The organism is Pseudonocardia sp. CA-142604 (assembly GCF_050948475.1).
Taxonomy (GTDB): Bacteria; Actinomycetota; Actinomycetes; order Mycobacteriales; family Pseudonocardiaceae; genus Pseudonocardia; species Pseudonocardia alaniniphila.
In genome coordinates, this window is sequence record NZ_CP192045.1 from 7,969,462 (window position 1) to 7,995,718 (window position 26,257).

Consider the following 26,257-nt stretch of genomic DNA (forward strand, 5'->3'; position numbering starts at 1 on the left):
CCACCTCAGTGGAACCGGGCATTCACCGGTCAGGCAGGTCAGCGGAACGAGTCGCGCAGCCGGGAGAAGATGCCGTGGCCGTTGCGGTTGCCCGCGGCCAGGTCGGGCTGTTCCTCCCCGCGCAGCGCGGCGAGCTGGCGCAGCAGCTCGGTCTGCTCCTTGGTGAGGCTGGTCGGCACCGCGACGTCGACGTGCACCATCAGGTCGCCGTGGCCGTCCACCCGTCCGCTGGAGCGCAGCCGCGGCATCCCCTTGCCCCGCAGCGTGCGCACCGTGCCCGCCTGCGTGCCCGGCTCGACGTGCAGCTCCTCCATCCCGTCGAGGGTGGGCAGCGGCAGTGTGGTGCCGAGGGCGGCCGCGGTCATCGGCAGCTCCACGGTGCAGTGCAGGTCGGCGCCGTCGCGCGTGAAGAGCTCGTGCGGCTCCTCCTCGACCTCCACGTACAGGTCGCCCGCCGGACCGCCACCGGGCCCGACCTCGCCCTGTCCGGCCAGCCGCACCCGCATGCCGTCGGCCACACCGGCCGGGATCCGCACGCCGACCGAACGCCGCGAGCGCACCCGCCCGTCGCCGCCGCACTGCCGGCACGGCTCGGGGATGACCTCGCCGAACCCGCGGCAGTTGGGGCACGGCCGGGACGTGACGACCTGGCCGAGGAACGAGCGCTGAACGCTCTGCACCTCGCCGCGGCCGTTGCAGATGTCGCACATCGTGGGCGCGCTGCCGGGCGCGCAGCCCGAGCCCGTGCACACCGAACAGAGCACGGCGGTGTCGACGGTGAGGTCACGCGTGACACCGGTGGCGCATTCCTCGAGCGTGAGGTGCATCCGGATCAGAGCGTCGGCCCCCGGCTGCACACGGCTGCGCGGGCCACGTCCACGGCCACCGCCCTGGCCGCCGAAGAACGCGTCCATGATGTCGCCGAAGCCGAAGGCGCTGAACGGGTCGCCGCCGCCACCGCGGGCGCCTGCGCCGTTACCCAGGGGGTCGCCGCCCAGGTCGACGATGCGGCGCTTCTCCGGGTCGGACAGCACCTCGTAGGCCGCACTCACCTCGCGGAACCGCTCCTGTGCCGCCGCGTCGGGGTTGACGTCGGGATGCAGCTCGCGCGCGAGCCTGCGGTACGCCCGCTTGATCTCGTCGGGCCCGGCGTCGCTGTCGACGCCCAGGATCCCGTAGTAGTCCCGTGCCACCCTGGCGTTCCCCATGGTCCTTCTCGCTCAACCGTTCACAACTCGTGCCGGATCGATAATGCCCTGTCAGCGCCCTGCCAGGATCTCACCCACGTACCGCGCCACCGCACGGACCGCCGCGATCGAGCCCGGATAGTCCATCCGGGTGGGGCCGACAACACCCATGCCACCCAGAACGGTGCCGGGGCCGTATCCGATCGACAGCACGGATGTGTCGCGCATCTCCTCGGCCTCGTTCTCCTCGCCGATGCGCACCGTGACGGTGCCGGGATCCTGCGCGGAGGCGAGCAGCTTGAGGACCACCACCTGTTCCTCGAGGGCTTCGAGGACCTGCCGCAGCGAACCCGGGAAGTCGCCCGCGTTGCGAGTGAGGTTGGCGGTGCCGCCCAGCAGCAGCCGCTCCTCGGGGTGCTCGACGAGGGTCTCGATGAGCACGGTGGAGAGAGTGACGATCACGTCACGCAGTTCGGGCGGGACGGACTCGGGCAGGTCGGCCACCGCGACGGACGCGGCCGCCAGCCTGCGGCCGGCAAGCGCCCCGTTGATCAGGCTGCGCAGCTGCGCGACCTGGTCGTCGGAGAGCACCTCGCCGAGATCCACCACCCGCTGGTCCACCCGGCCGCTGTCGGTGATCACCACCAGCATCAGCCGCGCCGGGGTGAGCGCCACGATCTCGCAGTGGCGCACGGTGGAGCGGGTGAGCGTGGGGTACTGCACCACGGCGACCTGGCGAGTGAGCTGCGCCAGCAGCCGCACGCTGCGCCGCAGCACGTCGTCGAGGTCGATCGCGCCGTCGAGGAACGCCTGCAGCGCACGCCGCTCGGCCAGCGACAGGGGTTTGACCTGCGCCAGCCGATCGACGAACAGGCGGTAGCCCTTGTCGGTGGGTACCCGCCCTGCGCTGGTGTGCGGCTGGGCGATCAGTCCGTCCTCCTCGAGGACGGCCATGTCGTTGCGTACGGTGGCGCTGGAGACGCCCAGATTGTGGCGCTCGACGATCATCTTCGAGCCCACAGGCTCATGCGTGGCGACATAGTCCGCCACGATCGCCCGCAGGACCGCGAAGCGACGCTCGTCGGCGTTCACGCGGCGTTCCTCCCCGGTTCGTGGTGTTCTCACCAGTCTAGGTGTTCTCCACGAGTTGAGCGCTCATCATCGCCCCGCCGGTGGCCGACCGCACGTTCCGGCGGGGTGGAGAGCCTGCCCGGGGGCGTCAGGAGCCTGCCGGCCCCGCATCCGCCAGTGCCGCCGGGGCGACGACCGGGGCACCCCGACCAGCGGCGACCTCCCGCGCCACCTCCTCCACCGTCTTGCCCTTCGTCTCGAAGGTGGCGGCGAAGGCGATGATGCCGGCGACGATCGAGATGACGCCGAAGAGCAGGAAGAACGCGTAACGCGAGGTCTGCATGGCCAGCACGAAACCGACCAGCACCGGCATCACGAGGCCGCCCACCTTCTGCATCGCGGCGGCCCAGCCGATGCCGGTGGCCCGGCTCGACGTCGGGTACAGCTCGCTGGCGTAGGCGAAGAGCGTGGCTCCACCCAGCCCGCTGCCGAAGAAGGTGGCGAGCGAGCCGAGCACCACCACCGCGACGGCTGCCGACGCGGTGCCCCACACGAAGCAGAGCAGCCCGCTGACCAGGAACGACACGCCGAGCACGACCCGGCGGCCGATCCGGTTGATCAGCTGGCCTGCCAGGATGCTGCCCACCACACCCACAGCGGTGATGATCGCGGTGTAGCCGAAGCTCTTGAGCAGGCCGACGCCCTGGCCCTCCAGCACGGAGGGCAGCCAGCCGGAGAGGCCGTAGAGGAACGCCCCACCGCACACCTCCATGATCCACAGCGCGATGGTGTAGCGGAGGTAGGAGCGCCCGACCAGGGTGCGCAGCGACCCGGCGGATTCCTGCGGTCCACTGTGCGTTGCGGTGATGTCACCCGTGGCGCCGCGCGAGTCCGGGCAGAGCCGGTCGACGATCCGGAGCGCATCCTGTGGCCGTCCGCTGCGCAGCAGGTAGCGCACCGACTCCGGGAGCCGGGCCAGCATGAACAGGCTGACGATGACCGGCAGCGTCCCGATCACGAACATGGCGCGCCAGGAGAACGCGGGCACCACCAGCGCACCGATCGCGGCGGCCACCGGCGTGCCGATGAGCCAGGCGGAGGTGGCCATGGTGACCATCGGGCCGCGGTGGCGGGAGGGCGCGAACTCGGCGATGTAGGGCAGCACCACCGCGATCTCCGCGCCGAGGCCGACACCCTGCAGCCCGCGGAACACCAGCAGCGACGGAAAGCTCCAGGCGAACACCGCTGCGAGGCAGAACACGGCGTAGATCGCGATACTGGCGGCCAGTGGAACCCGGCGTCCGAACCTGTCGGAGACCGAACCCGCGAGCGCCGCGCCCACGAGCATTCCCGCGAACAGGACCGACGAGTAGAAGCCGGCCTGCTCACTGGCGAGATGGAACGTGCCGATGATTCCGGGGAGGGTGACCCCGGTTACGTTGATGACGAAACCGCACAGGAAATGCCCGGTCAGGACCGTCAGGTAGAGCGTCAGATGCCGATTGGTAAATCCGGATTCGTCCAGCCGGGTGAGCAGCGAGCTGGAACCGGGGGCGGTCGCGGCGTGGTGGGACATGGAGATACCACCTCCTTGTGGCGCGAAGCTGAATGTGTGTCGCGGAGGCCGTTCGGGTGGGCCGCGCGATCAGCGGTTGTCCAGGTGACCCTGGGTGTCGAAGTAGATCCGGCGCAGCGCCGGAAGGAGTGGGGAGCACATCTCCGCGGGCAGCCCGGCGGTGAGCTCGGCGGCGAACTTCTCGAGAGCCCGCCGCGCCGCATCCCGGGCTTCCACGCCCAGCGGGGTGAGCGCGAGCCGCATCGTGCGACGGCTGGTGTCGGACGTGCCGCGAATGAGGAATCCGCGGGTGACCATCTTGTCCACGCTCTCGGACATCGTGGACGGGTTGCGGTGCGCAAGTTTGCACAAGGCGGTGAGCGAGGTGTGCCCGCTCCCGACCCGGGACAGAATTCGGTACTGCCGAATAGTGAGGGACTGGTCGAGCCCGGCGAGAATCTCGGTCTGCAACCTGGTGAGTCGCCCTCCGAGGGCGAGAAGCACTTCTCCGATGCCGGCATCAGAGCCGACCTCGTCGAAAGTTTCAGTATCGTCGTTGATCACTTTGGTGTCCGCACTGTCCGGTGCCCGAAATGATGTCCGCCGTGAGACTACTGGCGTGATGGCGTTCACGGAAGAGGCAATTTCGATCACCCGAAACATCGCATAACGACCATATTGGAATGAATGGTTAAACTAGTGGAAAAAGGATTAGCAGGACACGAGTGCAGGGCGTGGCGGCACCGGCGCGCCACCTCGCCGTTACCGGTCGGCTACCCGCGCAGGTTCCGCGGAACTCCCGGCCGGGTGTGATCGTTGGGTTGGCGTGGATCATCCGTTTCGCGAACTTCGCGAAGAACGACGCCAGGGAGCCGCGCGCTGATGGGCCTCTTCGACAAGCTGAGGGAACGCTTCGCTCAGCCGGCGCACACCGCGCACCCCACGCACGATCATCACCGGGCGCACGATCATCACCGGCCGCAGTACGGCCACGACCACGATCGCGACCCTGACGAGGTCGCCGTCGAGCGGTACAGGTACATGCTGAAGACCGCACCCCCCGAGACCATCGAGCAGGCACACGCCGAGGCGTTCGCCAAGCTCACTCCAGAGCAGCGCTCACGGGTGCTCGCCGAGATGAGCACCAACGTGCCCGAGGCGGAGCGGGCGCGCTCCACCGACCCGCGGGAGATGGCACGGATGGCGACCCGTGCCGAGATGCACAACCCCGGCACGATGGAGCGCACGCTCGGCGGCGGCCGTCAGGGGCCTGGCATGGGCAGCATGATCGCCGGCACGCTCCTGGCCAGCGTCGCAGGCGCGTTCATCGGCACCGCCATTGCCGACGCCTTCTTCGACGACGACGAGGACGACATGGCCGGCGGCGAGGAGGATTTCGCCGGCGGCGAGGAGTTCGCCGGCGCTGAGGACTTCGGCGGCGAGGAGTTCTGACCTCCGCCCCGTGCGCGGTGACGGGTGTTCGCGCTGGTCACCGCGCACGGGCTGCTGGGAGGATTCGCCCTGTGCTGATCCGGCGCATCACCCTGGACGCAATCGCGGCGGGCACCGTCACCGCGGTGTTCCGGCGCTGGGACCGGCCCCGGGTGCGCCCGGGCGGCACACAGCGCACCCCCGTCGGCGTGCTGGAGTTCACCACGGTCGAACCGGTGGAACCCACCTCCCTCACCGAGCAGGACGCCCACGCCGCCGGTTTCGCCGACCTCCCGGCGCTACTCGCCGCACAACCGGGCGATGGGCAGCTCTTCCGCATCCGGCTGCGGGTCGCCGGTCCGGATCCGCGCGTCGAGCTGCGGTCCCGGGCGAGTCTGAACGCCGAGGAACGCGCGGAGCTGACCAAGCGGCTGGACCGTCTGGACCGCGCGTCGCGCATCGGCCCATGGACCTCCACGGTGCTCGACCTGATCGCCGGCAACCCCGGCATCCGCGCCCCCGACCTCGCCGCACAGCTGGGCCGGGAGACGCTCCCGTTCAAGCGTGACGTGCGCAAACTCAAGGAGCTCGGCCTGACCGAGAGCCTCCAGGTCGGCTACCGGCTCTCCCCGCGCGGCGAGGCCTACCTCCGCGGCTGACGCCGAGATCCCTGCGCTCCATCTGCCTCTGCGGGGGTACGAACGACCACCTGCGCGTCCGCCTCGGCATCGGCCGGTCGCCGGGCCGGCAGGACCGGCCGGCTTCGTGTTGAGCGCTTCCCCGGGGCGAGCAGTTCGGCCGTCGACCTCGCCGCCGACGGCCTTGAGCCGGCGCAGAGCAGGTCCCACTCCCTCTCAGGCGGCCGTTTGCGCCCTTGATCAACGTTTGTGGACGCGCAACCGTGTCAATCGCAGCTGCGGGTCCCGAAACGATGATCATGAAGCGCGCGCGAATCAGCCGACAGGTGGACACCGACCATGATCAACGAACGGGGACGCGCAACCGTGTCCTGAGCGGTTGCCAGGCCCAAAACAGTGATCATGGAACAGCCGCGAGTCAGCCATCGGGCGACCAACAACCATGATCAACGAACGGGGGCGCGCAACCGTGTCCTGAGCGGTTGCCAGGCCCGAAGCGGTGATCATGGGGCAACCACGGCTCCCCCGGGGACATGGCCGCCGACAGTCATGCAGCGATCAGGCGGCACCCCGACCCGCCCCTCACACCGCTGGGCCCGCCCAGATCCCCCGCGGCCCCCACCCCAAGCGCCTGCGACGTCATGATCATCGATTGGGACCACGGAACCGCGCCCACCGCGGCCACGGGTCCCGAAACGATGATCATGGACCGCGCGCGGACCAGCCATCAGGTAACCAGCAACCGTGATCAACGAACGGGGACGCGCAGCCGCGCCCTGAGCGGTTACCAGGCCCGAAACAGTGATCATGGAACAGCCGCAGCTCCCCCAGGACGTGGACGCCGGCGGCAGCGCAGCGATCAGGACAGTCCGAGCCGCCTCCCGCGGCTGGCCCGCCCAGATCCCCTTGGCAGCAGCCCACCCGCTGCCCTTGTGATCATCGGTTCGGGACGCACAACCGCGCCTAGAGCGGCAGCGAGGCCCGAAACGGTGATCATGAGGCAGCCACGGCTGCCCCGGGACGTGGCCGCCGACAGCCGTGCAGCGATCAAGCGGGACCCCGGCCCGCCCCTCGCACCACCGGCCGCCCAGATCCCCCGCCGCCCCACCTCAAGCCCCGCGAGCCCATGATCATCGATTGGGACCACAGAACCGTGCCAACCCCGGCCGCGGGTCCCGAAACGATGATCATGAACTGCGCGCGGATCAGCCGACGGGCGGCGAGTCGTCATGATCAACGAATGTGGACCCGCAGCCGTGTCCTGAGCGGTTGGCGGGCCCAAAGCGATGATCACGAACCGCACGCGGACCAGCCGTCGGGCGACCAGCAACCATGATCAACGAACGGGGACGCGCGGCCGTGCCCTGAGCGGTTACCGACCCCGAAACGGTGATCATGGGCAACCACGGCTCCCCCGGGACGTGGCCGCCGACAGCCGTGCAGCGATCAAGCGGGACCCCGGCCCGCCCCTCGCACCGCTGGGCCGCCCAGATCCCCCGCGGCCCCGCGGCCCCACCCCAAGCCCCGCGACCTCATGATCATCGATTGGGACCACGGAACCGCGCGAAAAGCGGCCCCAGGGCCCGAGACGGCGATCATGGATTGCCGCCAGGGCCCCCCGGACGTCGCCGCCGATGGCCATGCGGCGATCCGAGCCGCCTCCCGCAGCTGGGCCCTCCCAGATCCCCGCGACGGGCCCACCCACTGCCCCTCATCATCAGCGATTCGGGCCGAGGAACCCCACCGAAAGGGGCTTCTCCGAACCGGCGAAGGTGCTGACCACCCGGGCCGGTGGCAGTGTGGGTGCCGTGGCTGGCCAACGCTTCAGCCGGCGGTGGCTCCTCGTCGCGGCCGGGGCCGCTGGCCTCGTCGCAGCGGGCGCGGTGCCGTGGCCCGCCGGTGCGGTCGAGGTCGAGCCCGCAGATCTGCGCCGTCGGATCCTCGGCGCCGTTCCACCCCACGTCGGCTACGCGGAGAGCATCGGACGGTTGGGCCTGCCGCAGATTCCGCAGCTCGGATCGGCGATCGCGCTGTTCACCTCCACCACCCGGATCCGCGCCTTCGTCGCGGGCGCGGACCGCTGGCGTGTCGCCGAGCTGACCCCTGCCGGCGAGCGCGACACCTACCACCTCGACGGGACCCAGTACCTCTGGGACTTCGGGGGTGACCAGGTCACTCGGGTGGTCGGTCAGGCCCCGCTGCGGCTGCCCCGCGCCGCCGACCTGCTCCCGCCCACCATCGCGCGGCGGTTGCTGGGTCCTGACGCGGGCCCGGTCACGTCACTGCCACCCCGGCGAGTTGCGGGACGGACGGCCGCCGGTCTGCGGCTGACCCCGTCCGATCCGGCGACCACGATCGGCACCGTCGACGTCTGGGCCGATCCCGCCACCGCGTTGCCGCTGCGTGTCGAGGTGGCGCCGCGTGGCGGTCCGCCGCTGCTGACCAGCGAGCTGATCGACGTCGTGGACCGCGGGCCGGACCCGTCGGAGCTCATGCCGACCGTCCCGCCCGGAGCGGCATCGGTGGCGACGTCGGCGGCCGATGTCAGCGGAGCCTTCCGCCAGCTCGACGCGCCACCGGCGCCGCGGCGGCTCGCGGGCCTCGCCCGGGCACCGCGGTCGGGCACGCCGGACGCCCAGCTGCCCGGCTCAGGGATCTACGGATCGGGTCTGGCCAGGTTCGCGCTGGTGCCCGCGACGCAGGAATTCGCCGCGCGCGTGGTCGGCGACGCGACGGCGGCAGGGGCCACAGTGGTCTCTGTCCCGTCCGGGCAGGCGGTCCGGCTGGCCACGCCGCTGGTGTCGGTCGCCGCCATGGCGGCCGGGCGCAGCGGAGCCCTCCTCATCGGGCCGGTCGTGCCGGAGTTGCTGGACCAGGCCGTGCGGGAGATCGCGGAGCGGAGGAGGGCGTGACGACCGGACTCGTGATCAGCACCGCCGGCCTCACCAAACGCTTCGGCCACGTCACCGCCGTGAACGCCGTGGACCTGCACGTCCCCGCCGGCAGCCGCTTCGGGCTGCTCGGACCCAACGGCTCGGGCAAGACCACGCTCGTGCGGATGCTGCTCGGCCTGGTGCACCCGACGTCCGGGTCGGTGGAGCTGCTGGGGCGCGCGATGCCCCGCCACTCGGCCAGTGTGCTTCCCCGTGTGGGCGCGCTCGTCGAGGGCCCGGCCGCCTGGCCGCACCTGTCCGGACGGGCCAACCTGCGCCTGCTCGACGCCGCGGGATCCGGGGGCAGGTGGCGCGACCGTCGCGCCAGAATCGAGGACGTCCTGCAGCGCGTGGGGCTCGGCGGCATCGACCGCCGTCCCGTCCGGGCCTACTCCCTTGGCATGCGGCAACGCCTCGCCATCGCGGCGGCGCTGCTACGCGGGCCGGAGCTCTTGCTGCTGGACGAGCCGACCAACGGCCTCGACCCCCGTGGCATCGGGGAGGTCCGGGACCTGCTGATCGCGCTCAACGAGCGCGGGACGACGGTGGTGCTGTCGAGCCATCTGCTCACCGAGGTGGAGGCGCTGTGCACCCGTGTCGGTGTGATGGACGCCGGGCGACTCGTGCTGACCGACGACCTCGAGACGCTGCGCACGCCGACCGGCCAGGTGCTGCTGCGGTCGCCGCACCCGGCCGCGGTGGTCGGTTTGCTGGACGGGCAGGTCGTGGAACGCAGCGGAGACGCCGTGGTCGTGCGGGAGGAAGACCCCGCCGCGCTCAACGCCCGGCTGGTCGCCGCCGGAATCGCCGTGACGGAGCTGACCCCGCTACGCCGCTCCTTGGAACAGGTGGTGCTGGCGGTCACCGGAGCCGGCTCGGACCGGGTGGACAGGACGTCGATCACGCCTCCGAACGCCGAGGAGGCCCCGTGATCGGCGTCGAGCTGCGGCTGATGCTGCGCCGCCGGCGGGTGTGGCTGTGCTGGGTGTTGCTGTGCGCGCTGCCCGCGTTGGTCGCGGTACTGCTCGCCACCACTCGGCTGGCTCCGGCGCCCGGGCAGGGCCCCGCGTTCCTCTCGGCCGTGCTCGACAACGGGCAGCTCTTCCCGGCGGCCGCGCTGGCCCTGGTGCTCCCGGTGTTCCTGCCGATCACGGTGGCCGTCGTGGCCGGGGACGCGATCGCGGGCGAGGCGAGCACCGGAATGCTGCGCTACCTGGTGGTCCGCCCGGTCGGACGGCTGCGGCTGCTGACGGCCAAGCTCGTGTCGGTGGCGGCGTTCGTGCTGATCGCCGTCGCGCTGGTGACGCTCACCAGCTACGTCGTGGGGGTCGCGGCGTTCGGTTTCGGCGCAGGCGCCGCAGCGGGCGGAGCCGTTGGCATCACGTCGCTGTCCGGTCCGGTGATCACCCCCATGGGGCTGGCCACCCGAACCGCGATCGTCGTCGGCTACCTCGCGCTGTGCATGCTCGCGCTGGGGGCGATAGGGCTCTTCTTCTCCACCGTCACCGACTCCCCTCTCGCCGCCGCGCTCGGGGTGCTCGCGGTGGTCGTCGTCAGCGCGTCGCTGCTGCCGCTGGACGCGGCCGCCGCCATCCGCTTCTACCTCCCGACCACGCACTGGCTGGCGTGGATCGACCTCTACCGCGTGCCGATCCTGTGGACTGCCGTCCGTCAGGGGGCGGAGGTCCAGCTGTCGTACGTGCTGGTCGCGTTCGGAGCAGCATGGGCAAACTTCGCGACCAAGGACGTCACGAGCTGACGGGCATAACCTCAGCGCCATGGCCGCGCTGGAGTTCGACGAGCAGGCCGCTCGCCACGTCGAGCGGACCTACGCCACTCCCGACGTCGTGGCCCAGCGGGCGCAGGTACTGGCGTTGCTCGCGCCGCAGCCCGGCGAGCGGGTGCTCGATATCGGCTCCGGGCCCGGATACCTGGCCGTGTCGCTGGCCGACGCCGTCGGGCCGACGGGCACCGTGTGTGGGCTCGATGTCAGCGAGGCGATGAACACGATCGCCCGGTCCCGCTGCGCGAGCAGGGCCTGGATCCACATCGACGACGGCGACGCGGCGGCCCTGCCCTACCCGGACGCCTCGTTCGACGCGGCCGTCTCCACGCAGGTCTACGAGTACGTGCCCGATGTGCCGCAGGCGCTCGCGGAGCTGCGCCGGGTGCTGCGACCCGGCGGCCGCGCGCTGATCCTGGATACCGACTGGGACTCGGCGGTGTGGCACGTGGCGGACCGTGAGCTGCACGAGCGGGTCATCGCGGCGTGGGAGGAGCACCTCGTCCATCCGCACCTGCCGAGCACGCTGGCAGGGTTGCTGCGGCGTGCCGGCTTCACCGTGCCCGAGGAGCGGGTCGTGGTGCTGTTCAATCCGCGGCTGCACAGCGAGGCATTCAGCGCCAACATCATGGAGCTGATCGCGGAGTTCGTGGTGGGCCGCCGCGGCCTCACAGCGGAGGACGCGCAGGCCTGGCTCGACGACCTGCGCGCCCGTGCCGACGAGGGCGACTACCTGTTCAGTCTCAACCGGTACGTCTTCCTCGCGACCGTCACCTGATTCCACATCGGGACTCGATCAGGACGTGGCAGGCACCGGCTGCCGATGCTTGGCCGTGGGACCGCCCCGAACGCCGCGCCGCGTGCGGGTGCGGTGTAGCCAGTACTCGGCGACCAGCAGGTTCACCACCCAGCTCAGCCACATCGACACGCCGGCGGCCTGAGCGAGTACGGCCGGATCGACCGGACCGGTGCCCATCACCTCGGGGGCGAACACGGCGATGCACAGCATGCTCCACGGCCGGTTCGCGACGATGGAGAACGTCAGGGCCACGTTGCGCACCATCCACTCGCGATGCTCACCGAACCGCCGGGCCCGGGCGGCCCGGTAGCCCGCCACCGCCGTGGCCAGCCAGAGCAGCGCCAGCATCGTGTTCGCGACCTGGCCGGTCGGCCCGCCCGTCTGCCCGAACGGTGCGACCGCCAGCACAGCAACCCCGCCCGGGATGACGCCGAGCCCGAGGTAGATCCGGCCGCTCCAGCGGTGGACGGCGGGATGGGTCCGTCGCAGCCACGGCCACACCTGCAGCGCCGCCGTCAACAGCGCGATCGAGCCGAACCCGATGTGCGCCACGAGCGCGGGGTAGAACCACGGGACGTCCTCGGGGACGGGCAGGCGGGCCTTCGCGGGATCGAGCCCGAGGTAGGGCGGTAGCGAGATCACGAGGAACACGACGGTCAGCACGGCCAGCGGGACGGCGAGCGTCCGGAATCTGCGGACAGTGGATGTGGCGGACACCGGGGGAACCTCCGAGCTCGGGAGCAGTGCGTTCACCCTCCGCTCCCACGGGCTCGCCGACATGCCGGTGCGCCACCGTCCGGTGGTGGGGAACACCCCACCGCGGTCACCGACAACCCGGCCCGGGCGCGACATGGCCACATGTCGCTGTTCTGCGCCGGGTTCGTTCCGCGTCAGGTGTCCATGTCGCCTGCGATCGGCTCCTGGCGCGACCGTCAGCCCGCTCCTGCGGCCCGCAGGGCTGCGCAGTCCCCGCCCGTCGGGAGGGCGGACGGCGAGATCGCCTCCAGCACGAGACCTGTGACGGCGGCGTCCGTCGGCAGTCCGCCATGGCTCACCGCGGCACCTGGGCAGATCGACTGCACCGGCACGTTCACCGCGCCGTCGAGCCGCGCCGAGTCCGGCGGGGTGACGACCTGGTCGTCGGTGGTCCAGATCGAGAGCCACGGCAGCGCCGTCCCGACCTTCGCATTGGCCAACTCGACGAGGTCGGCGCTGCCCGGGGCCAGCTCCCGGCACGCGGCCGGGCAGGCGTCCGGCGCGCTCGCCACCGCGGCCGCCGCCACCGTCGTGCCGGCGAGGGGCGAGCCCAGCGTGATCACCCGGCGGGCCTTGGTGGCGCCGCCGTCGCGCGCGACCCACAGCCCGGCGACCACCCCGCCCGCCGAGTATCCGATCACGTCCACCGACGGCGCCCCCGCCGCCAGCGCGTTCCGCACGGCCCCGTCGAGCAGGTCGACCTGCGCGGACAGGTCCCCCGTGCCGTTGCCCGGCAACGTCAGCACCTCGGCGGTACGGCCGGTCGCCTCGATACGCCGGGCGAGGGTGAGCAAGCTGTCGCGAGAACCGCCGTAGCCGGGAACGAGCAGCACAGGGCCGGGCCGGTCCTGGGGTGGCAGCGGCAGCGCAGCGGGCCCGGCGGCCCCGCCCCCACCCCCGACGAAGCGAATCCCGACCACCACGACGAGCGCGACGACGAGCACCCCGACCAGCGCAACCAACAACCGCCGCCGCGGACTCACAGGTGATCCACCCACCCGCGCACCCCGGTCCCCACAACCACACGTCCACGACCAGGGGTAACTCCCCCGCAGAAACCAGGCGACTCGCGCCGGCCCCGCGAGTTGCCCATCGCACGGGAGGGGCCGGATCGCCCGGACACGTCCGGGCTCACAGCCGCATGCCCTCGATCAGGGGCGACTCGCCCACGCGAACCGGGCGACTCGCGCGCTGGGAAGGGGCGCCTCGCGGGTGTTGTCACACAGGAGCTCCTGCCAGGAGGGAGTTGATCACCCCGTCGGCGAGGAGGCGGCCGCGGCGGGTCAGCACCGCGCGGCCGGTGGGGAGTGCCGCAGGGTCGAGCAGCCCGTCCTCTGCCGCACGGACGGCGGCGGCGCGGCCGTCGTCGTCGAGGAGGTCCAGAGGCAGGCCCGCCGCCAGGCGTAGCCGCAGCATCACGCGCTCGGTGTGGCGTTCCGACTCGGTCAGCACCTCGCGCCCGGCCTCCGGCGACTCTCCCTCGGCCAGCAGCGACGCGTACCGGGCCGGGTGCTTCACGTTCCACCACCGGACGCCGGACAGGTGCGAATGCGCGCCCGGACCGAGCCCCCACCAGTCCCCGTCGAGCCAGTACCCGAGGTTGTGCCGGCAGGCCGCCGGCTCGGACGCGGCCCAGTTCGAAACCTCGTACCAGCGCAAACCGGCTGCATCGAGACGATCGTCGATCAGCTCGTAGCGGGCCGCGGCCACGTCGTCGTCGGGGGCGGGCAACTCTCCCCGAGCCACGCGGCGAGCCAGCGCCGTGCCGTCCTCGACGATCAGGGCGTAGGCAGACACGTGGTCCACTCCCGCATCGAGCACCGCGTCGAGCGAGGCACGCAAGTCGTCGTCGGTCTCGCCGGGTGTGGCGTAGATGAGGTCGAGGTTGACGTGCACGATCCCCGCAGCCCGGGCCTCTCGCGCGGCGGCTACCGCCCGGCCCGGCGTGTGCCGCCGCTCCAGCACGCGCAGCACGTGCGGCGCGGCGGACTGCATCCCCAGCGACACCCGCGTGAACCCGGCCTCGACGAGGCCTGCGAAGAACTCCGGTGACGTCGACTCGGGGTTGGACTCGGTGGTCACCTCGGCGCCCGGGGCGAGCCCGAACGTTCCCCGGATGGCGTCGAGTACCTCGCCGAGCCGGTCGGCACCCAGGAGCGACGGGGTGCCGCCGCCGACGAACACGGTGTCGACGGCCCGCGGCCCCACGGTGCGCACCGCGAGATCGAGCTCGCGGCGGACCGCGTCGAGCCAGCCGTCCGGCGACGCTCCCGAGCCGGCCAGCTCGACCGGTGTGTAGGTGTTGAAGTCGCAGTACCCACAGCGCGCCGCGCAGAACGGCACGTGGACATAGACCCCGAAGGGCGAACGGGCGGGCACGGCATCCCAGTCTGCCAGTCGGTCGGACGGCACAGGGTTCACCGGTCCGTCCCCTTCGCCACCGCTCGCTCCGTTCGCCCCGGAGTCCTCGATCACATCACCCGAGCGGGTCGCGACGCCTCCGGTGATCGTGGCCTAACGTCCCGATCAAGCTCCGGTTGCCGGGGCGCCGCTCCCGGGACAGGACCGCAGGAATGCCGATCTCCCGGCCGCTCAGTCCGGCCCGCATGTTCGCCGACCTCGTCGGGTCGACGACTCCCGCCCCCGCGCGGCCCCTGCTGAAGCGGGTCGTGGTGATGGGCGGCTCCGTCGCCGGGCTGCTCGCGGCGCGAGCACTCTCCGGGGCGGCCGTCGAGGTGGTGATCGTCGAGCGCGACGAGCTCGACGAGAGTGCCGACGCCCGCCGTGGCGTGCCGCACGGACAGCAGGTGCATGCGCTGCTGGCGGTGGGGCGCATGCAGCTCGACCGGTGGTTCCCCGGGTTCTCCGCCGCGTGCGTGGCGGAAGGCGCCTTCGTGGCGCCTCCGGCGGATCTGCGTCCGGCGTTGACCGGGCGCAACCGGCGGCTCCGGAGCGTCCACCCGGGGATCATGTCGGCCAGCCGCCCGTTCCTGGAGGCGATGATCCGCCGTCGGGTGATCGCGCTTCCCGCGGTCACCGTCCTCACCGGGCGGGCCACCGGGCTGGAATTCGTGGGCGAGACCGTCACCGGCGTCCGTGTCGAGGTCGGCGGCGATGAGCGCGTGGAGCGGGCGGACCTGGTCGTCGACGCGACCGGGCGTTCGAGCCGGCTGGGCGAGTGGCTGGAGCAGGCCGGCTGGGAGCGCCCGGAGCTCGTCCGGCTGCCGATCGCCCTGACGTACGCCACGGGGTACTTCGCACCGAGCGAACAACCGCCCGAGCCGCCGATCACCCTGCTGCGCGACCTCCCCGGCCGGACGAACGTCGCTGTCTACGGGCCGATCGAGGGCGAGCGGTTCATCGTGATGCTCTCCGGCTACGGCGAGGACCGGCCCGCCACCACGATCGACGACTTCCGCGCGCAGATCCGTGACGATCTTCCGGAGCGCTTCACCCGTGCGGCAGCCGGGGAGCCGCTGGGGCCCATCCGGCTCTATCACATGGGCGACAGCCGCCGCCGGGAGTTCGCCTCCGCCTACCGGCTCCCGGCGCGGCTCGTGGCGGTGGGCGACGCGGTGGCGTCGTTCAACCCCACCTACGGCCAGGGCATCTCGTCCGCGGCACTGCATGCCGTGTGCCTGGAGTCGTTCCTGGCCACCCAACCGGACCTCGACGCTCCCGCGTACGGATTCTTCGAGCGCCAGCGCCTGGTGGTGGACGCGGCCTGGCGCATGTCGACGATCATGGACGAGCTCCGTGTCGGTATCCCGCTGCACCACACCGTGCAGGAGCGGATCGCTCGGCTGCTCACCCGGTTCGTCCTGACGGCCGCGCCACTCGACACCACGGTGGAGGCGACGGCGACCGCCGCCGGTTTCATGCTCGTGCACCCCGATGCGCTGCTCTCGCCGCCCGTCATCACCCGGGCCGCGGTGGCGCACGGACGGGAGGCGGTGTGCCGGGCTCAGGCGGCGGGCCGGCAGGGCCTGGGGTGGCTGACCGAGCGGGTGAACGAACTCCGTGGCCGCGACCCCGTTCCGGACGAGGCGACCTGACGGCGAGACGCACGTGCGGATCTCATCGAGGATCCGCCAGCAGCGACGCCGAGTGTTCCCCTCGCCAGAGTTCCGGATGCCACCGCTGCACGAGCGCGCCGACCGGTGGTGGAGTGCCCGCGCCGCCCATGATCACGAACAGCCAGCACCGCTCGTGACCCAACTGCCATGCCCCGCGCAGCTCGGGATGCCGGCGTACGGCCTCCTGGTCGGCCGGGTAGAGCTCGAGCGCCGCAACGATCGGCGTCGCCGTCGGCGGTAGATCGAACCACCGGTAGTAGATCCGGGCGTGGATTCTCCGTCGTTTGTCGGAGAGGCGCAGGGAGACCGCTCCGATCTCCGTCCACGCCAGGCGGAACGCCGGTGTGCGCCGGCCGGTGTCGAGGCGGATTCCCTCGTGATCGATCAGCAGCCGGCGCGGCCGTCGCAGGTCGAACAAGACCAGGGACACGACAAGGGCGAGCAGCCCGAAGCACCCTCCCAGCACCCCGACGACCACCCGGGCCACCGGCCCTCCGTCCACGTCGCCACGGACCGCGGCGACGACGACAACCGCGCTCAGCGCCCACAGGATCGGCGCCCCGAGCAGCAGCCACCGTCCGTTGAGCCTGCGCAGGTCGATCACTCCGCTCTCCACGCGCGGGACGGTACGCAGGGTGCGCGACGCGGTGGGGCCGTTCGGCAAAGCGTGTGAGCCCGCTCCCAGCATGCGGACGTCGATGGATCGCGGACCGGACAAGTGGCACGCTGTCCGTTGTGACCGCGCTGACCCTGCGACTCGTGGCCCGGCGCCACGTGGACCTGCACCGGGTGAGCAGCGCGCTCTGTCGACAGCGCTGATCTCGCGCCCCGACCACCACACACAGCCGGCGCAGAGGCCAGTCGCGCACGCCCGCGGCCGCCTCGTGCCGCAATCCGGAGGCTCGTCTTGCCCCCCACCACGTCCGTTCCCGGCAAGCGCAAGCGCGGCGAAGGCCAGTGGAAGCTGGGCTACCGAGAGCCGCTCAACCCCAACGAGCGCACGAAGAAGGACGATGACGGGCTGAACGTCCGCGCCCGCATCGAGAACATCTACGCCAAGGGCGGGTTCGACTCGATCGACCCCGCCGACCTGCGTGGCCGTATGCGCTGGTGGGGCCTCTACACCCAGCGCCGGCCCGGGATCGACGGCGGCCGCACCGCGGTGCTGGAGCCCGAGGAGCTCGACGACCGCTACTTCATGCTCCGCGTGCGCATCGACGGCGGGGCGCTCACCACCGAGCAGCTCCGGGCGGTCGGCGAGATCTCGCAGGACCACGCGCGCAACACCGCGGACGTCACCGACCGGCAGAACATCCAGTACCACTGGATCCAGATCGAGGACATGCCCGCGATCTGGAACAAGCTGGAGGGCCTCGGGCTGCTCACCACCGAGGCGTGCGGCGACACCCCCCGCGTCATCCTCGGCTCGCCGGTGGCCGGGATCTCCGCGGACGAACGGATCGACCCGCGTCCGGCGATCGACACGATCATCGAGCGCTACATCGGCAGCCCCGAGTTCTCCAACCTGCCGCGCAAGTTCAAGACCGCGATCTCCTGGCAACAGGACGTGGCACACGAGGTCAACGACGTCTCCTTCATCGGCGTCGAGCACCCGGAGCACGGCCCGGGCTTCGACGTCTGGGTCGGGGGTGGGCTCTCGACGAACCCGAAGATCGCCCAGCGGCTCGGGGCGTGGGTGCCGCTCGACGAGGTTCCCGACGTCTGGGCCGGCATCGTCTCGGTGTTCCGCGACTACGGCTACCGCAGGTTGCGCACCCGCGCCCGGATCAAGTTCCTCGTCGCCGACTGGGGTGTGGCGGAGTTCCGCCGCGTGCTGGAGGAGGAGTACCTCGGGAAGAAGATGGTGGACGGTCCTGCGCCGGCCATCCCCGAGAGCCCGATCGACCACGTCGGCGTGCACAAGCAGGGCGACGGCCGCAACTACATCGGCGTGGCTCCCGCATCGGGGCGCGTCTCGGGCTCCACTCTGGTGGCGCTGGCCAAGGCCGCGGAGACGGCAGGCTCGCAGCGAGTGCGGCTCACCCCGCAGCAGAAGATCGTCGTGCTCGACGTGCCCGACGAGAACGTCGCCTCTCTCGTGGCGGAGCTCGCCACCCTGGGTCTGCAGGCCGAGCCGTCGCCGTGGCGGCGCGCGACCATGGCCTGCACCGGGATCGAGTTCTGCAAGCTCGCCATCGTCGAGACCAAGGAGCGGGCGATCCGGCTCGTCGAGGACCTGGAGCTGCGCCTGGCCGACGTCAGCCCGGACGTCCCGATCTCGATCCACCTCAACGGCTGCCCGAACGCCTGCGCCCGCACGCAGGTGGCCGACATCGGCCTCAAGGGCCAGCTCGTGACCGACGCGAGCGGCAACCAGGTCGAAGGCTTCCAGGTGCACCTCGGCGGTGGCCTCGGTCTCGACGCCGGTTTCGGCCGCAAGCTGCGCGGCCTCAAGGTCACCAGCGCGGAGCTTGGCGAGTACGTCGAGCGGATCGTCAGGCGTTTCGTGGCCCAACGCGAAGACGGCGAGCGGTTTGCGCAGTGGGTCACACGCGCCGCCGAGGACGACCTCAAATGATCGCCGGTATAACCGAGCTGGGGGCGACATGAGCGAGCGCGCGGTCCCCTTCTACTGCCCGTACTGCGGCGAGGAGGACCTACGACCCGCAGAGCAGACCGAGCGGGTGCCCCACGGCGCCTGGTACTGCGCGTCCTGTCTGCGGACGTTCTCACTGAAGTTCGTCGGAATCGGAGTGCCGGAGGTGTCGCGGTGAGCGGAGCTTGCGTAGCGAACCATCAACACAGCGCCGGAGCTTGCGTAGCGAACCATCAACACAGCGCCGGAGCCGGCGGAGCGAACCATCAACACAGCGCCCCCGCGAAGCGGTCGGCCGAGCGCAGCGAGGACGAGCGATGAGTGTGGCGACGGAGACCGATCTTCGTGGGCTTGCGGAGCGGGGAGCGGTCGAGCTCGGACCGGACGCGACCGCCGAGCAGGTGCTGGCCTGGGCCGCTGAGACGTTCGGCGAGCGGCTGATCGTCGCGTCGAACATGCAGGACGCGGTGCTCGTCGACCTGGCCGCCCGCGCGCGCCCCGGTGTGGACGTGCTGTTCCTCGAGACCGGCTACCACTTCGCCGAGACCATCGGCACCCGCGACGCCGTCGAGCTCACCTACGACGTGCGGATCGTGAACGCCACGCCGGAGCACACCGTCGCGGAGCAGGATTCGCTGCTCGGCAAGGACCTCTTCGCGCGCGACCCGAACCAGTGCTGCGCGCTGCGCAAGGTCGCTCCGCTTTCGCGCACCCTCGCGGGCTACGACGCGTGGGTCACGGGGGTGCGCCGCGTCGAGGCTCCGACCAGGGCGAACACGCCGCTCGTCACGTACGACGAGAAGTTCGGGCTGGTGAAGGTCAACCCGATCGCCGCGTGGAGCGATGAGGAGATGGACGACTACATCGCCGAGCACGGGATCCTCGTGAACCCGCTCGTCGCGGAGGGCTACCCGTCGATCGGGTGCGCGCCCTGCACGGCGAAGCCGGCACCCGGCGCCGACAAGCGTTCGGGCCGGTGGGCGGGCACGGGCAAGATCGAGTGCGGGCTGCACGTCTCATGACCCGCATCCACGCACTCTCGACCGTGGAGGCCCACAAGTGACCGCGACCCTGCCCCTCACGGCCCCTTCTGCGCTCGATGCGCTGGACGCCCTGGAGAGCGAGTCGATCCACATCTTCCGCGAGGTGGCGGGCGAGTTCGACCGTCCGGTGATCCTCTTCTCCGGCGGCAAGGACTCCACGCTGCTGGTGCATCTCGCCGCCAAGGCGTTCGCGCCGGCACCGGTGCCGTTCCCGCTGCTGCACGTCGACACCGGGCACAACTACCCGGAGGTCATCGACTTCCGCGACCGGCTGGTCGCACGGCTCGGGCTCCGCCTGGAGGTGGCGCACGTCCAGGAGTGGATCGACGACGGTCGCCTGGTCGAGCGCGCGGACGGCACCCGCAACCCGCTGCAGACCACTCCGTTGCTCGACAGCATCACCGACCACCGGTTCGACGCGGTGTTCGGCGGCGGGCGGCGCGACGAGGAGCGGGCGCGGGCCAAGGAGCGGATCCTCTCGCTGCGCGACGCGTTCGGCCGGTGGGATCCCCGCAGCCAGCGTCCGGAGCTGTGGAACCTCTACAACGGCCGGCACGCGCCGGGTGAGCACGTGCGGGTGTTCCCGATCTCGAACTGGACCGAGCTGGACGTCTGGCGCTACATCCAGCGCGAGGGGATCGAGCTGCCCTCGATCTACTTCGCCCACCAGCGCGAGGTCTTCCGGCGTGACGGGATGTGGCTCGCCGAGGGCCCGTGGGGCGGACCGCGCGGGGCCGAGGCCCTGGAGCTCAGGTCGGTGCGCTACCGCACCGTCGGCGACGGCTCGTGCACCGGTGCCGTCGAGTCCACCGCCACCACGCTCGACGAGGTGATCGCAGAGGTCACCGCATCTCGGCTCACCGAGCGCGGGGCCACCCGTGCCGACGACCGTCTGTCCGAGGCGGCGATGGAAGACCGCAAGCGCGAGGGGTACTTCTGACATGAGCGAGGTCACGAGCGAATCACACGGCAGAGCTCGGGATCTGCTCCGCTTCGCCACCGCCGGCAGCGTCGACGACGGGAAGTCGACACTCGTCGGGCGCCTGCTCTACGACACCAAGTCGGTGCTGGCCGACCAGATCGAGGCCGTTCAGCGCGCGTCGGTCGACAAGGGGCTCTCCGCCCCCGACCTGTCGCTGCTGGTGGACGGGCTGCGCGCGGAGCGCGAGCAGGGCATCACGATCGACGTGGCCTACCGCTACTTCGGCACGCCGACCCGCGAGTTCGTGCTCGCCGACACGCCGGGCCACGTGCAGTACACCCGCAACACGGTGACCGGCGCGTCCACCGCGGAGCTCGCGGTGCTGCTCGTCGACGCCCGCCACGGCGTGGTCGAGCAGACCCGTCGGCACGCCGCCGTGCTCGCCCTTCTGCGGGTGCCGCGGCTCGTTCTGGCCATCAACAAGATCGACATCGTCGACTACGACGAGGCCGTGCTCGCCGCGATCGCCAAGGACTTCGCCGGGCTCGCCCGTTCGCTCGGCTTCGCCGACGACGCCGTCGTGACGATCCCGGTGTCGGCGCTCGTCGGCGACAACGTCGTCGAACGCTCGGCGCGCACCCCCTGGTACGACGGGCCGACGCTGCTCGGGCACCTGGAGTCGGTTCCGGTGGCGGGGCCGGAGGTGGCGGCGCCGTTCCGCATGCCGGTGCAGTACGTGATCCGGCCCAGAACCGAGGACCTGCACGACTACCGCGGCTACGCGGGTCAGGTGGCGGCCGGCACGGTGCGGCCGGGTGACGAGGTCGTGGTGCTGCCCGGCGGTGCCCGCACCAGGGTCGCTCGCGTCGACACGGCGGACGGGCCGCTCGACGCCGCCGGTGCCGGGCGCAGCGTCACGGTGCTGCTGGAGGACGACATCGACATCTCCCGCGGCGACCTGCTCGCCTCGGCCACCGCTCCGCCGCGGCTGATCAACGAGCTGGACGCCACGCTGTGCTGGCTGGCCGACAAGCCGCTGCGGCCGGGGGCCCGGCTGCTGCTCAAGCACGGTGCGCGCACCACCCAGGTGATCGTCGGCGCGCTCGGCGAGCGGTTGGACACCGAGACCGTGTCCTACGTGGACGCGCCCGAGCAGCTTGGCATCAACGACATCGCGCGAGTCGCGCTGCGCACGGCCGACCAGCTCCCCGTCGACGAGTACGCGGACATCCGCGCCACCGGCAGCTTCCTGCTCATCGACCCGCCCACCGGCAACACGCTCGCGGCGGGCCTGGTCGGCCATCCGCTGTCGCTAGCGGGGTAAGGTCGTGCCGCTCCAGCCCGTCCTCGTCCGCCGGTCCCGCGCCGCCCTGCGGCCCGAACCGGCCGACGCCGGGGGGCAGGCTCCCGTGCTGGTCGCGGTCGCGCACGGCAGCCGCGACCCGCGGTCGGCTGCCACGGTGGCAGCGCTCGCCGACGAGGTGCGCCGGCAGCGCCCGGATCTCGACGTGCGCGTGAGCTTCCTCGACCTGTCCGCGCCCCGGTTGCCGGACGTGCTCGCCGGGGTCGCCGCCGAGGGCCACCGGGCCGCGGTGGTCGTCCCGCTGCTGCTCGGTCATGCCTTCCACGCCAGGGTCGACGTCCCCGGCGAGGTCGCTCGCGCCGCCCGACGGCACCCGCAGCTCCACATCACGACGGCCGGCGTCCTCGGCGGCAGCCCACTGCTGGAGACCGCCGCGCTGGATCGCCTCACCGCCGTCGCAGGACCGCTCGACGACCCTGGGCTGGGTGTCGTGCTCGCCGCGATCGGCTCCTCGCACGCACCGGCCAACGCCGCGGTGGCGCAGGTCGCCGACGGCTGGCACCGGAAGTTCGGCTGGGCAGGCGCCACGGCGGCGTTCGCGACCGCAACGGAACCGACGGTGCCGCAGGCGATCGCCGCCCTCCGCAAGCAGGGAGCGGAGCGGGTGGCGGTGGCGCAGTGGATCCTCGCCCCGGGCCTGCTCCCGGACGCGATCGCCCGAGCCGCCCACGCCGCAGGCCCGGACGTGCTGCTGGCGGGCCCACTAGCGGCGCACCCAGCAGTGGCAACCCTGGTGACCAAGAGATACGCGTCAGCACAAACCCCCGCCGCCTCCCGTGCCGCAGGCTAACCCCCCGCACCTTGGAGCCGTACTGCTGCCGACGCGGGCGCATGACAGCACCACGGCTCCGGAACGCGCTCATCCAGTGATTCACGTGTCCGGACATTTTGGGCTCTTCCCGCTGCTCGGACACCTTGTTGTCCTCCGCCGGGCGGCGACGCACGATGGTGGGGTGAGGTCGACGCAGGAGTGCCCGCAGGGCCGCGCCGCGTCCCGGCGTGCCCGACTGGCGGCCATGTCGAACCTGCTCTTCACCGATCTCGAGAGGTTCTGGCCGTCGCGCCGCGGCCACGCCTTCGACGAGTTCTGTCGCTGAACCTCCACGCCCCCCGCTGATCAGCCGCCGCGATCCCGCGCGCCGTCAGCACGCGTGTCCCCGCCCGCGCACTGGCCGGGCACCCCCATGCAGAACAGGACTCCATCCGATGCCCCGGCTCCGCGCCTCCGCCCTGCTATCGGCCGTGATCGTCATGGCCCTGCTCGCCGCCACCGGTTGCTCGAGGGCCGACCGCCCTGACTCCGGCACCGCGGCGGCACCCGTCGACGGCGGGAAGGCGCAGGAGGTACGACTCGGCTACTTCCCCAACGTCACTCACGCTCCGGCGATCATCGGCGTGGAACAGGGCCTGTTCACCGCTGAGCTGGGCAGCACCACGCTCACGCCGCAGACCTTCAACGCCGGCGGCGACGCGGTCAACGCGCTGCTCGGCGGCTCGCTCGACGCCACCTACATCGGCTCCGGCCCGGCGATCAACGCCTTCGCGAAGTCCGACGGCCAGGTGCGCATCATCGCAGGCGCCACCGAGGGCGGCGCCCAGCTCGTCGTGAGGCCCGAGATCACCAGTCCCGAGCAGCTCAAGGGCCGCACGATCGCCACCCCGCAGCTCGGCAACACCCAGGACATCGCCCTGAAGGTGTGGCTGAAGAAGAACGGGCTCACCGCGGGCGATGGTCCGGGCGACGTGAAGATCGCCAACCTGGACAACCCCCGCACCCTCGACGCGTTCCGCCAGGGCAGCGTGGACGGCGGCTGGCTCCCCGAGCCGTGGAGCTCGCGGCTCGTGCTTGACGCCGGCGCGACGGTGCTGGTCGACGAGAGCACCCTCTGGCCGAACGGGCGCTTCCCCACCACGGTGCTGCTCGTCCGTGCGGATTTCCTGCAGAAGTACCCGGAGACCGTGCGTGCGCTCCTGCGGGCCCACCTGAAGGCGATCGACCTCGAGCAGCGGGATCCCGCACAGGCCAAGACGATCGTCAACCAGGGCCTGGAGAAGCTCGCAGGCAGCGCGCTCGCCGGGCCGGTGATCGACCGCGCCTTCGAGAACATCACGCTCGATCCCGACCCGCTGGCCTCGACGTTCCCGCAGCTCGCACAGGACAGCGTGACGGCGGGGATCACCGAGCAGCCCACTGATCTGGCCGGCTTCATCGATGTCGCGCCGCTGAACGCCGAACTGCAGGCCGCCGGCAAGCCCGCTGTGGACGCGGCCGGACTCGACAAGCCCGGAGGCAACTCATGACCGCCATCCTCGATCGTGCCGTCGGCGTCCAGCACGGGGCGGCCGTCGACCTGACGGGCGTCGGGAAGGTCTTCGGCCGCGGAAGGGAGACGGTCACCGCGCTCACCGACGTCGACCTGCGGGTGCGGCCGGGTGAGTTCGTGGTGCTGCTCGGGGCGTCCGGCTGCGGCAAGAGCACTCTGCTCAACCTGGTCGCCGGGCTGGACCAGCCCACGTCCGGCACCGTGACGGTCGACAGCGGCCGGCCGGCGGTCATGTTCCAGGAGCCTGCCCTCCTGCCGTGGCTCGATGCAGGCCGCAACGTGGAGCTTCCGTTGCGGCTCGCCGGGGTCGGGCGCTCTGCACGGCGCACCCGGGCGGCCGAACTGCTGGACCTCGTCCGTCTGGGCGGTCAGGCGCGCAAGCGCCCCCACGAGCTGTCGGGCGGCATGCGCCAGCGTGTCGCGCTGGCCCGCGCACTCGCCGCCACCTCGAACGGCACGGGCGCCCCCGAGGGCGGGCTGCTGCTGATGGACGAGCCGTTCGCCGCGCTCGACGCCATCACCCGCGACTTCCTGCAGGGTGAGCTGCAGCGGATCTGGCAGGCCACCGGCACAGCCGTGCTGTTCGTGACCCACGACGTCCGTGAGGCCGTCCGGCTCGGGCAGCGGGTGGTGCTGCTGTCGTCCCGGCCGGGCACCGTCGTGCGCGAGTGGGATCTCGACGCCGACGGCGCCGACCGCGAGGAGCTCACCGAGGAGATCACGGCCAGGCTCCGGGAGGTGATCTCGACGCATGGCCGTGCCTGAGGTCGTCTCCCGCCCCGACACCGCCGCGGTCGGGGCAGGGCTCGACGCGCTCGACACCCCCACCGAGGCGCGCAAGCCGGTGCTCCGGCGGGTGCTGGCGACGGGGCTGCCGCCGCTGGTCGCGATCGCCCTGTTCTTCGCCGTGTGGCAGGCCGTCTGGGCGTCGGCGATCTACCCGGAGTATCAGCTGCCCGCCCCGCTCGCGGTTTGGCACGAGTTCGCCGGCACGGTCGTCGACGGCAGCATCTGGAGCATCGTGTGGGTCTCGCTGCACCGCGCGGTGCTCGGGTTCCTCGCCTCCGTGGTGATCGCCACGCCGCTCGGGCTCCTCGTCGCGAAGGTCCCCGTGGTGCGGGCGGCGATCGGTCCGCTGCTGGCCGGCATGCAGAGCCTGCCGTCGGTCGCCTGGGTGCCCGCAGCCGTCCTCTGGTTCGGGCTGACCGACACCACCATCTACTTCGTGGTGCTGCTCGGCGCCGTCCCCTCGATCGCCAACGGCCTCGTCTCCGGCATCGACCAGATCCCGCCGATCCTGCCGCGCGTGGGTCAGGTGATGGGCGCCGGGCGGATCGACTCGGCGCGGCTGATCCTTCTGCCCGCGGCGCTGCCGGGCTACATCTCCGGCTGCAAGCAGGGCTGGGCGTTCTCCTGGCGCTCGCTGATGGCGGCCGAGATCATCGCCACGTCACCGCAGCTGGGCATCGGGCTGGGCGCCTACCTCAAGGAGGGCAGCGACTTCAACAGCATGCCCGGGGTGATCGCGGCGATCTTCCTGATCCTGCTCGTCGGCATCGGTATCGAGCTCCTGGCGTTCCGGCCGCTGGAGCGCCGCGTCCTGCGGGCCCGAGGGCTCGCCTCGGCGACGTGATGGCGCGGCGGTCGATCGGAGCGCCGGCGTTCGCCCGGCGCAGGCACATCGACTTCTGCCGCATCCCCAGCACGTGTTGTCCGTCCTGATCGGCCCCTCCGGCGGCGCGTGGTGCGCCGAGCTGCGATTCCGGCGACAGGACGGACA

26 protein-coding genes are annotated in these 26,257 nt (G+C 71.7%); 18 read left to right on the forward strand and 8 right to left on the reverse strand.

What is annotated here, in order from left to right; all coding sequences use genetic code 11:
- Window positions 1-38 precede the first annotated feature (38 nt).
- From dnaJ to ACQPZQ_RS36045, 4 genes are all read right to left on the reverse strand, one after another.
- Entirely contained in the window at window positions 39-1,193 is a 1,155-nt protein-coding gene (dnaJ, locus tag ACQPZQ_RS36030; protein WP_344726896.1) for a molecular chaperone DnaJ, read from the reverse strand.
- Between the two features lie 66 nt (window positions 1,194-1,259).
- Window positions 1,260-2,279: a heat-inducible transcriptional repressor HrcA gene (hrcA, locus tag ACQPZQ_RS36035; protein WP_241037830.1), complete on the reverse strand. Its 1,020-nt coding sequence runs from the start codon at window positions 2,277-2,279 to the stop codon at window positions 1,260-1,262.
- A gap of 127 nt (window positions 2,280-2,406) precedes the next feature.
- Complete coding sequence (locus tag ACQPZQ_RS36040) at window positions 2,407-3,834, reverse strand: MFS transporter (RefSeq protein ID WP_433288437.1); 1,428 nt, start codon at window positions 3,832-3,834, stop codon at window positions 2,407-2,409.
- Window positions 3,835-3,903: 69 nt separating this feature from the next.
- Entirely contained in the window at window positions 3,904-4,377 is a 474-nt protein-coding gene (locus ACQPZQ_RS36045; RefSeq protein WP_433288439.1) for a MarR family winged helix-turn-helix transcriptional regulator, read from the reverse strand.
- A gap of 318 nt (window positions 4,378-4,695) precedes the next feature.
- Here ACQPZQ_RS36045 and ACQPZQ_RS36050 point away from each other — a divergent pair, with 318 nt between their 5' ends.
- The 6 genes from ACQPZQ_RS36050 (at window position 4,696) to ACQPZQ_RS36075 (ending at window position 11,376) form a co-directional block, all read left to right on the forward strand.
- A complete protein-coding gene (locus ACQPZQ_RS36050; protein WP_433288441.1) occupies window positions 4,696-5,265 on the forward strand; it encodes a hypothetical protein in 570 nt (189 codons plus the stop codon).
- A gap of 71 nt (window positions 5,266-5,336) precedes the next feature.
- A complete protein-coding gene (locus tag ACQPZQ_RS36055; protein ID WP_433288443.1) occupies window positions 5,337-5,903 on the forward strand; it encodes a hypothetical protein in 567 nt (188 codons plus the stop codon).
- A gap of 1,787 nt (window positions 5,904-7,690) precedes the next feature.
- Complete coding sequence (locus tag ACQPZQ_RS36060; RefSeq protein WP_433288445.1) at window positions 7,691-8,794, forward strand: hypothetical protein; 1,104 nt, start codon at window positions 7,691-7,693, stop codon at window positions 8,792-8,794.
- A gap of 11 nt (window positions 8,795-8,805) precedes the next feature.
- On the forward strand, window positions 8,806-9,747 hold the full coding sequence (locus ACQPZQ_RS36065) for an ABC transporter ATP-binding protein (RefSeq protein ID WP_433299517.1): 942 nt from the start codon (window positions 8,806-8,808) through the stop codon (window positions 9,745-9,747).
- Window positions 9,744-10,574 carry an ABC transporter permease subunit gene (locus tag ACQPZQ_RS36070; RefSeq protein WP_433288447.1) on the forward strand — a complete coding sequence of 277 codons (831 nt, stop codon included), beginning with the start codon at window positions 9,744-9,746 and terminating at the stop codon, window positions 10,572-10,574. Before ACQPZQ_RS36065 ends, ACQPZQ_RS36070 begins: the two co-directional genes overlap by 4 nt.
- Window positions 10,575-10,593: 19 nt before the next feature.
- Window positions 10,594-11,376: a methyltransferase domain-containing protein gene (locus ACQPZQ_RS36075; protein WP_433288449.1), complete on the forward strand. Its 783-nt coding sequence runs from the start codon at window positions 10,594-10,596 to the stop codon at window positions 11,374-11,376.
- Between the two features lie 18 nt (window positions 11,377-11,394).
- Here the strand turns inward: ACQPZQ_RS36075 and ACQPZQ_RS36080 are convergent, their stop codons facing one another.
- From ACQPZQ_RS36080 to hemW, 3 genes are all read right to left on the reverse strand, one after another.
- Window positions 11,395-12,249: a DUF2306 domain-containing protein gene (locus ACQPZQ_RS36080; protein WP_433288451.1), complete on the reverse strand. Its 855-nt coding sequence runs from the start codon at window positions 12,247-12,249 to the stop codon at window positions 11,395-11,397.
- Between the two features lie 80 nt (window positions 12,250-12,329).
- Window positions 12,330-13,136, reverse strand: a complete 807-nt coding sequence (locus tag ACQPZQ_RS36085) for an esterase/lipase family protein (RefSeq protein ID WP_433288453.1) — start codon at window positions 13,134-13,136, stop codon at window positions 12,330-12,332.
- Window positions 13,137-13,371: 235 nt separating this feature from the next.
- The gene (gene hemW / locus ACQPZQ_RS36090; RefSeq protein ID WP_433288455.1) at window positions 13,372-14,532 is read right to left on the reverse strand and encodes a radical SAM family heme chaperone HemW; all 1,161 of its coding nucleotides are present in this window, start codon (window positions 14,530-14,532) and stop codon (window positions 13,372-13,374) included.
- A gap of 194 nt (window positions 14,533-14,726) precedes the next feature.
- On the opposite strand from hemW, the gene ACQPZQ_RS36095 reads away from it, so the two are divergent.
- Window positions 14,727-16,208: an FAD-dependent oxidoreductase gene (locus tag ACQPZQ_RS36095; RefSeq protein ID WP_433288457.1), complete on the forward strand. Its 1,482-nt coding sequence runs from the start codon at window positions 14,727-14,729 to the stop codon at window positions 16,206-16,208.
- A gap of 22 nt (window positions 16,209-16,230) precedes the next feature.
- On the opposite strand, the gene ACQPZQ_RS36100 is transcribed toward ACQPZQ_RS36095, so the two are convergent.
- Entirely contained in the window at window positions 16,231-16,845 is a 615-nt protein-coding gene (locus tag ACQPZQ_RS36100; RefSeq protein ID WP_433288459.1) for a hypothetical protein, read from the reverse strand.
- A gap of 119 nt (window positions 16,846-16,964) precedes the next feature.
- Between ACQPZQ_RS36100 and ACQPZQ_RS36105 the strand changes: the two genes are divergently transcribed.
- The 11 genes from ACQPZQ_RS36105 (at window position 16,965) to ACQPZQ_RS36155 (ending at window position 26,110) form a co-directional block, all read left to right on the forward strand.
- Window positions 16,965-17,048, forward strand: coding sequence for a putative leader peptide (locus tag ACQPZQ_RS36105; RefSeq protein WP_379659449.1), 84 nt, complete (start codon window positions 16,965-16,967; stop codon window positions 17,046-17,048).
- 88 nt (window positions 17,049-17,136) lie between these two features.
- The gene (locus ACQPZQ_RS36110; protein ID WP_433288461.1) at window positions 17,137-18,807 is read left to right on the forward strand and encodes a nitrite/sulfite reductase; all 1,671 of its coding nucleotides are present in this window, start codon (window positions 17,137-17,139) and stop codon (window positions 18,805-18,807) included.
- Window positions 18,808-18,835: 28 nt separating this feature from the next.
- Window positions 18,836-19,003: an Insertion element protein gene (locus ACQPZQ_RS36115; protein WP_433288463.1), complete on the forward strand. Its 168-nt coding sequence runs from the start codon at window positions 18,836-18,838 to the stop codon at window positions 19,001-19,003.
- Window positions 19,004-19,142: 139 nt separating this feature from the next.
- Window positions 19,143-19,847, forward strand: coding sequence for a phosphoadenylyl-sulfate reductase (locus ACQPZQ_RS36120; RefSeq protein ID WP_433288465.1), 705 nt, complete (start codon window positions 19,143-19,145; stop codon window positions 19,845-19,847).
- Between the two features lie 37 nt (window positions 19,848-19,884).
- The gene (cysD, locus tag ACQPZQ_RS36125) at window positions 19,885-20,808 is read left to right on the forward strand and encodes a sulfate adenylyltransferase subunit CysD (RefSeq protein WP_433288467.1); all 924 of its coding nucleotides are present in this window, start codon (window positions 19,885-19,887) and stop codon (window positions 20,806-20,808) included.
- Between the two features lies 1 nt (window position 20,809).
- Window positions 20,810-22,114 carry a sulfate adenylyltransferase subunit 1 gene (locus tag ACQPZQ_RS36130; protein ID WP_433288469.1) on the forward strand — a complete coding sequence of 435 codons (1,305 nt, stop codon included), beginning with the start codon at window positions 20,810-20,812 and terminating at the stop codon, window positions 22,112-22,114.
- A gap of 46 nt (window positions 22,115-22,160) precedes the next feature.
- Window positions 22,161-22,943, forward strand: a complete 783-nt coding sequence (locus ACQPZQ_RS36135) for a sirohydrochlorin chelatase (protein ID WP_433299519.1) — start codon at window positions 22,161-22,163, stop codon at window positions 22,941-22,943.
- A gap of 163 nt (window positions 22,944-23,106) precedes the next feature.
- Window positions 23,107-23,250: a hypothetical protein gene (locus ACQPZQ_RS36140; RefSeq protein WP_433288471.1), complete on the forward strand. Its 144-nt coding sequence runs from the start codon at window positions 23,107-23,109 to the stop codon at window positions 23,248-23,250.
- 109 nt (window positions 23,251-23,359) lie between these two features.
- Window positions 23,360-24,454, forward strand: a complete 1,095-nt coding sequence (locus ACQPZQ_RS36145; RefSeq protein ID WP_433288473.1) for an ABC transporter substrate-binding protein — start codon at window positions 23,360-23,362, stop codon at window positions 24,452-24,454.
- Window positions 24,451-25,242, forward strand: coding sequence for an ABC transporter ATP-binding protein (locus tag ACQPZQ_RS36150; protein ID WP_433288475.1), 792 nt, complete (start codon window positions 24,451-24,453; stop codon window positions 25,240-25,242). The genes ACQPZQ_RS36145 and ACQPZQ_RS36150 overlap by 4 nt, the downstream gene beginning before the upstream one ends.
- Window positions 25,229-26,110, forward strand: coding sequence for an ABC transporter permease (locus ACQPZQ_RS36155; protein WP_433288477.1), 882 nt, complete (start codon window positions 25,229-25,231; stop codon window positions 26,108-26,110). Before ACQPZQ_RS36150 ends, ACQPZQ_RS36155 begins: the two co-directional genes overlap by 14 nt.
- Window positions 26,111-26,257: the final 147 nt, after the last annotated feature.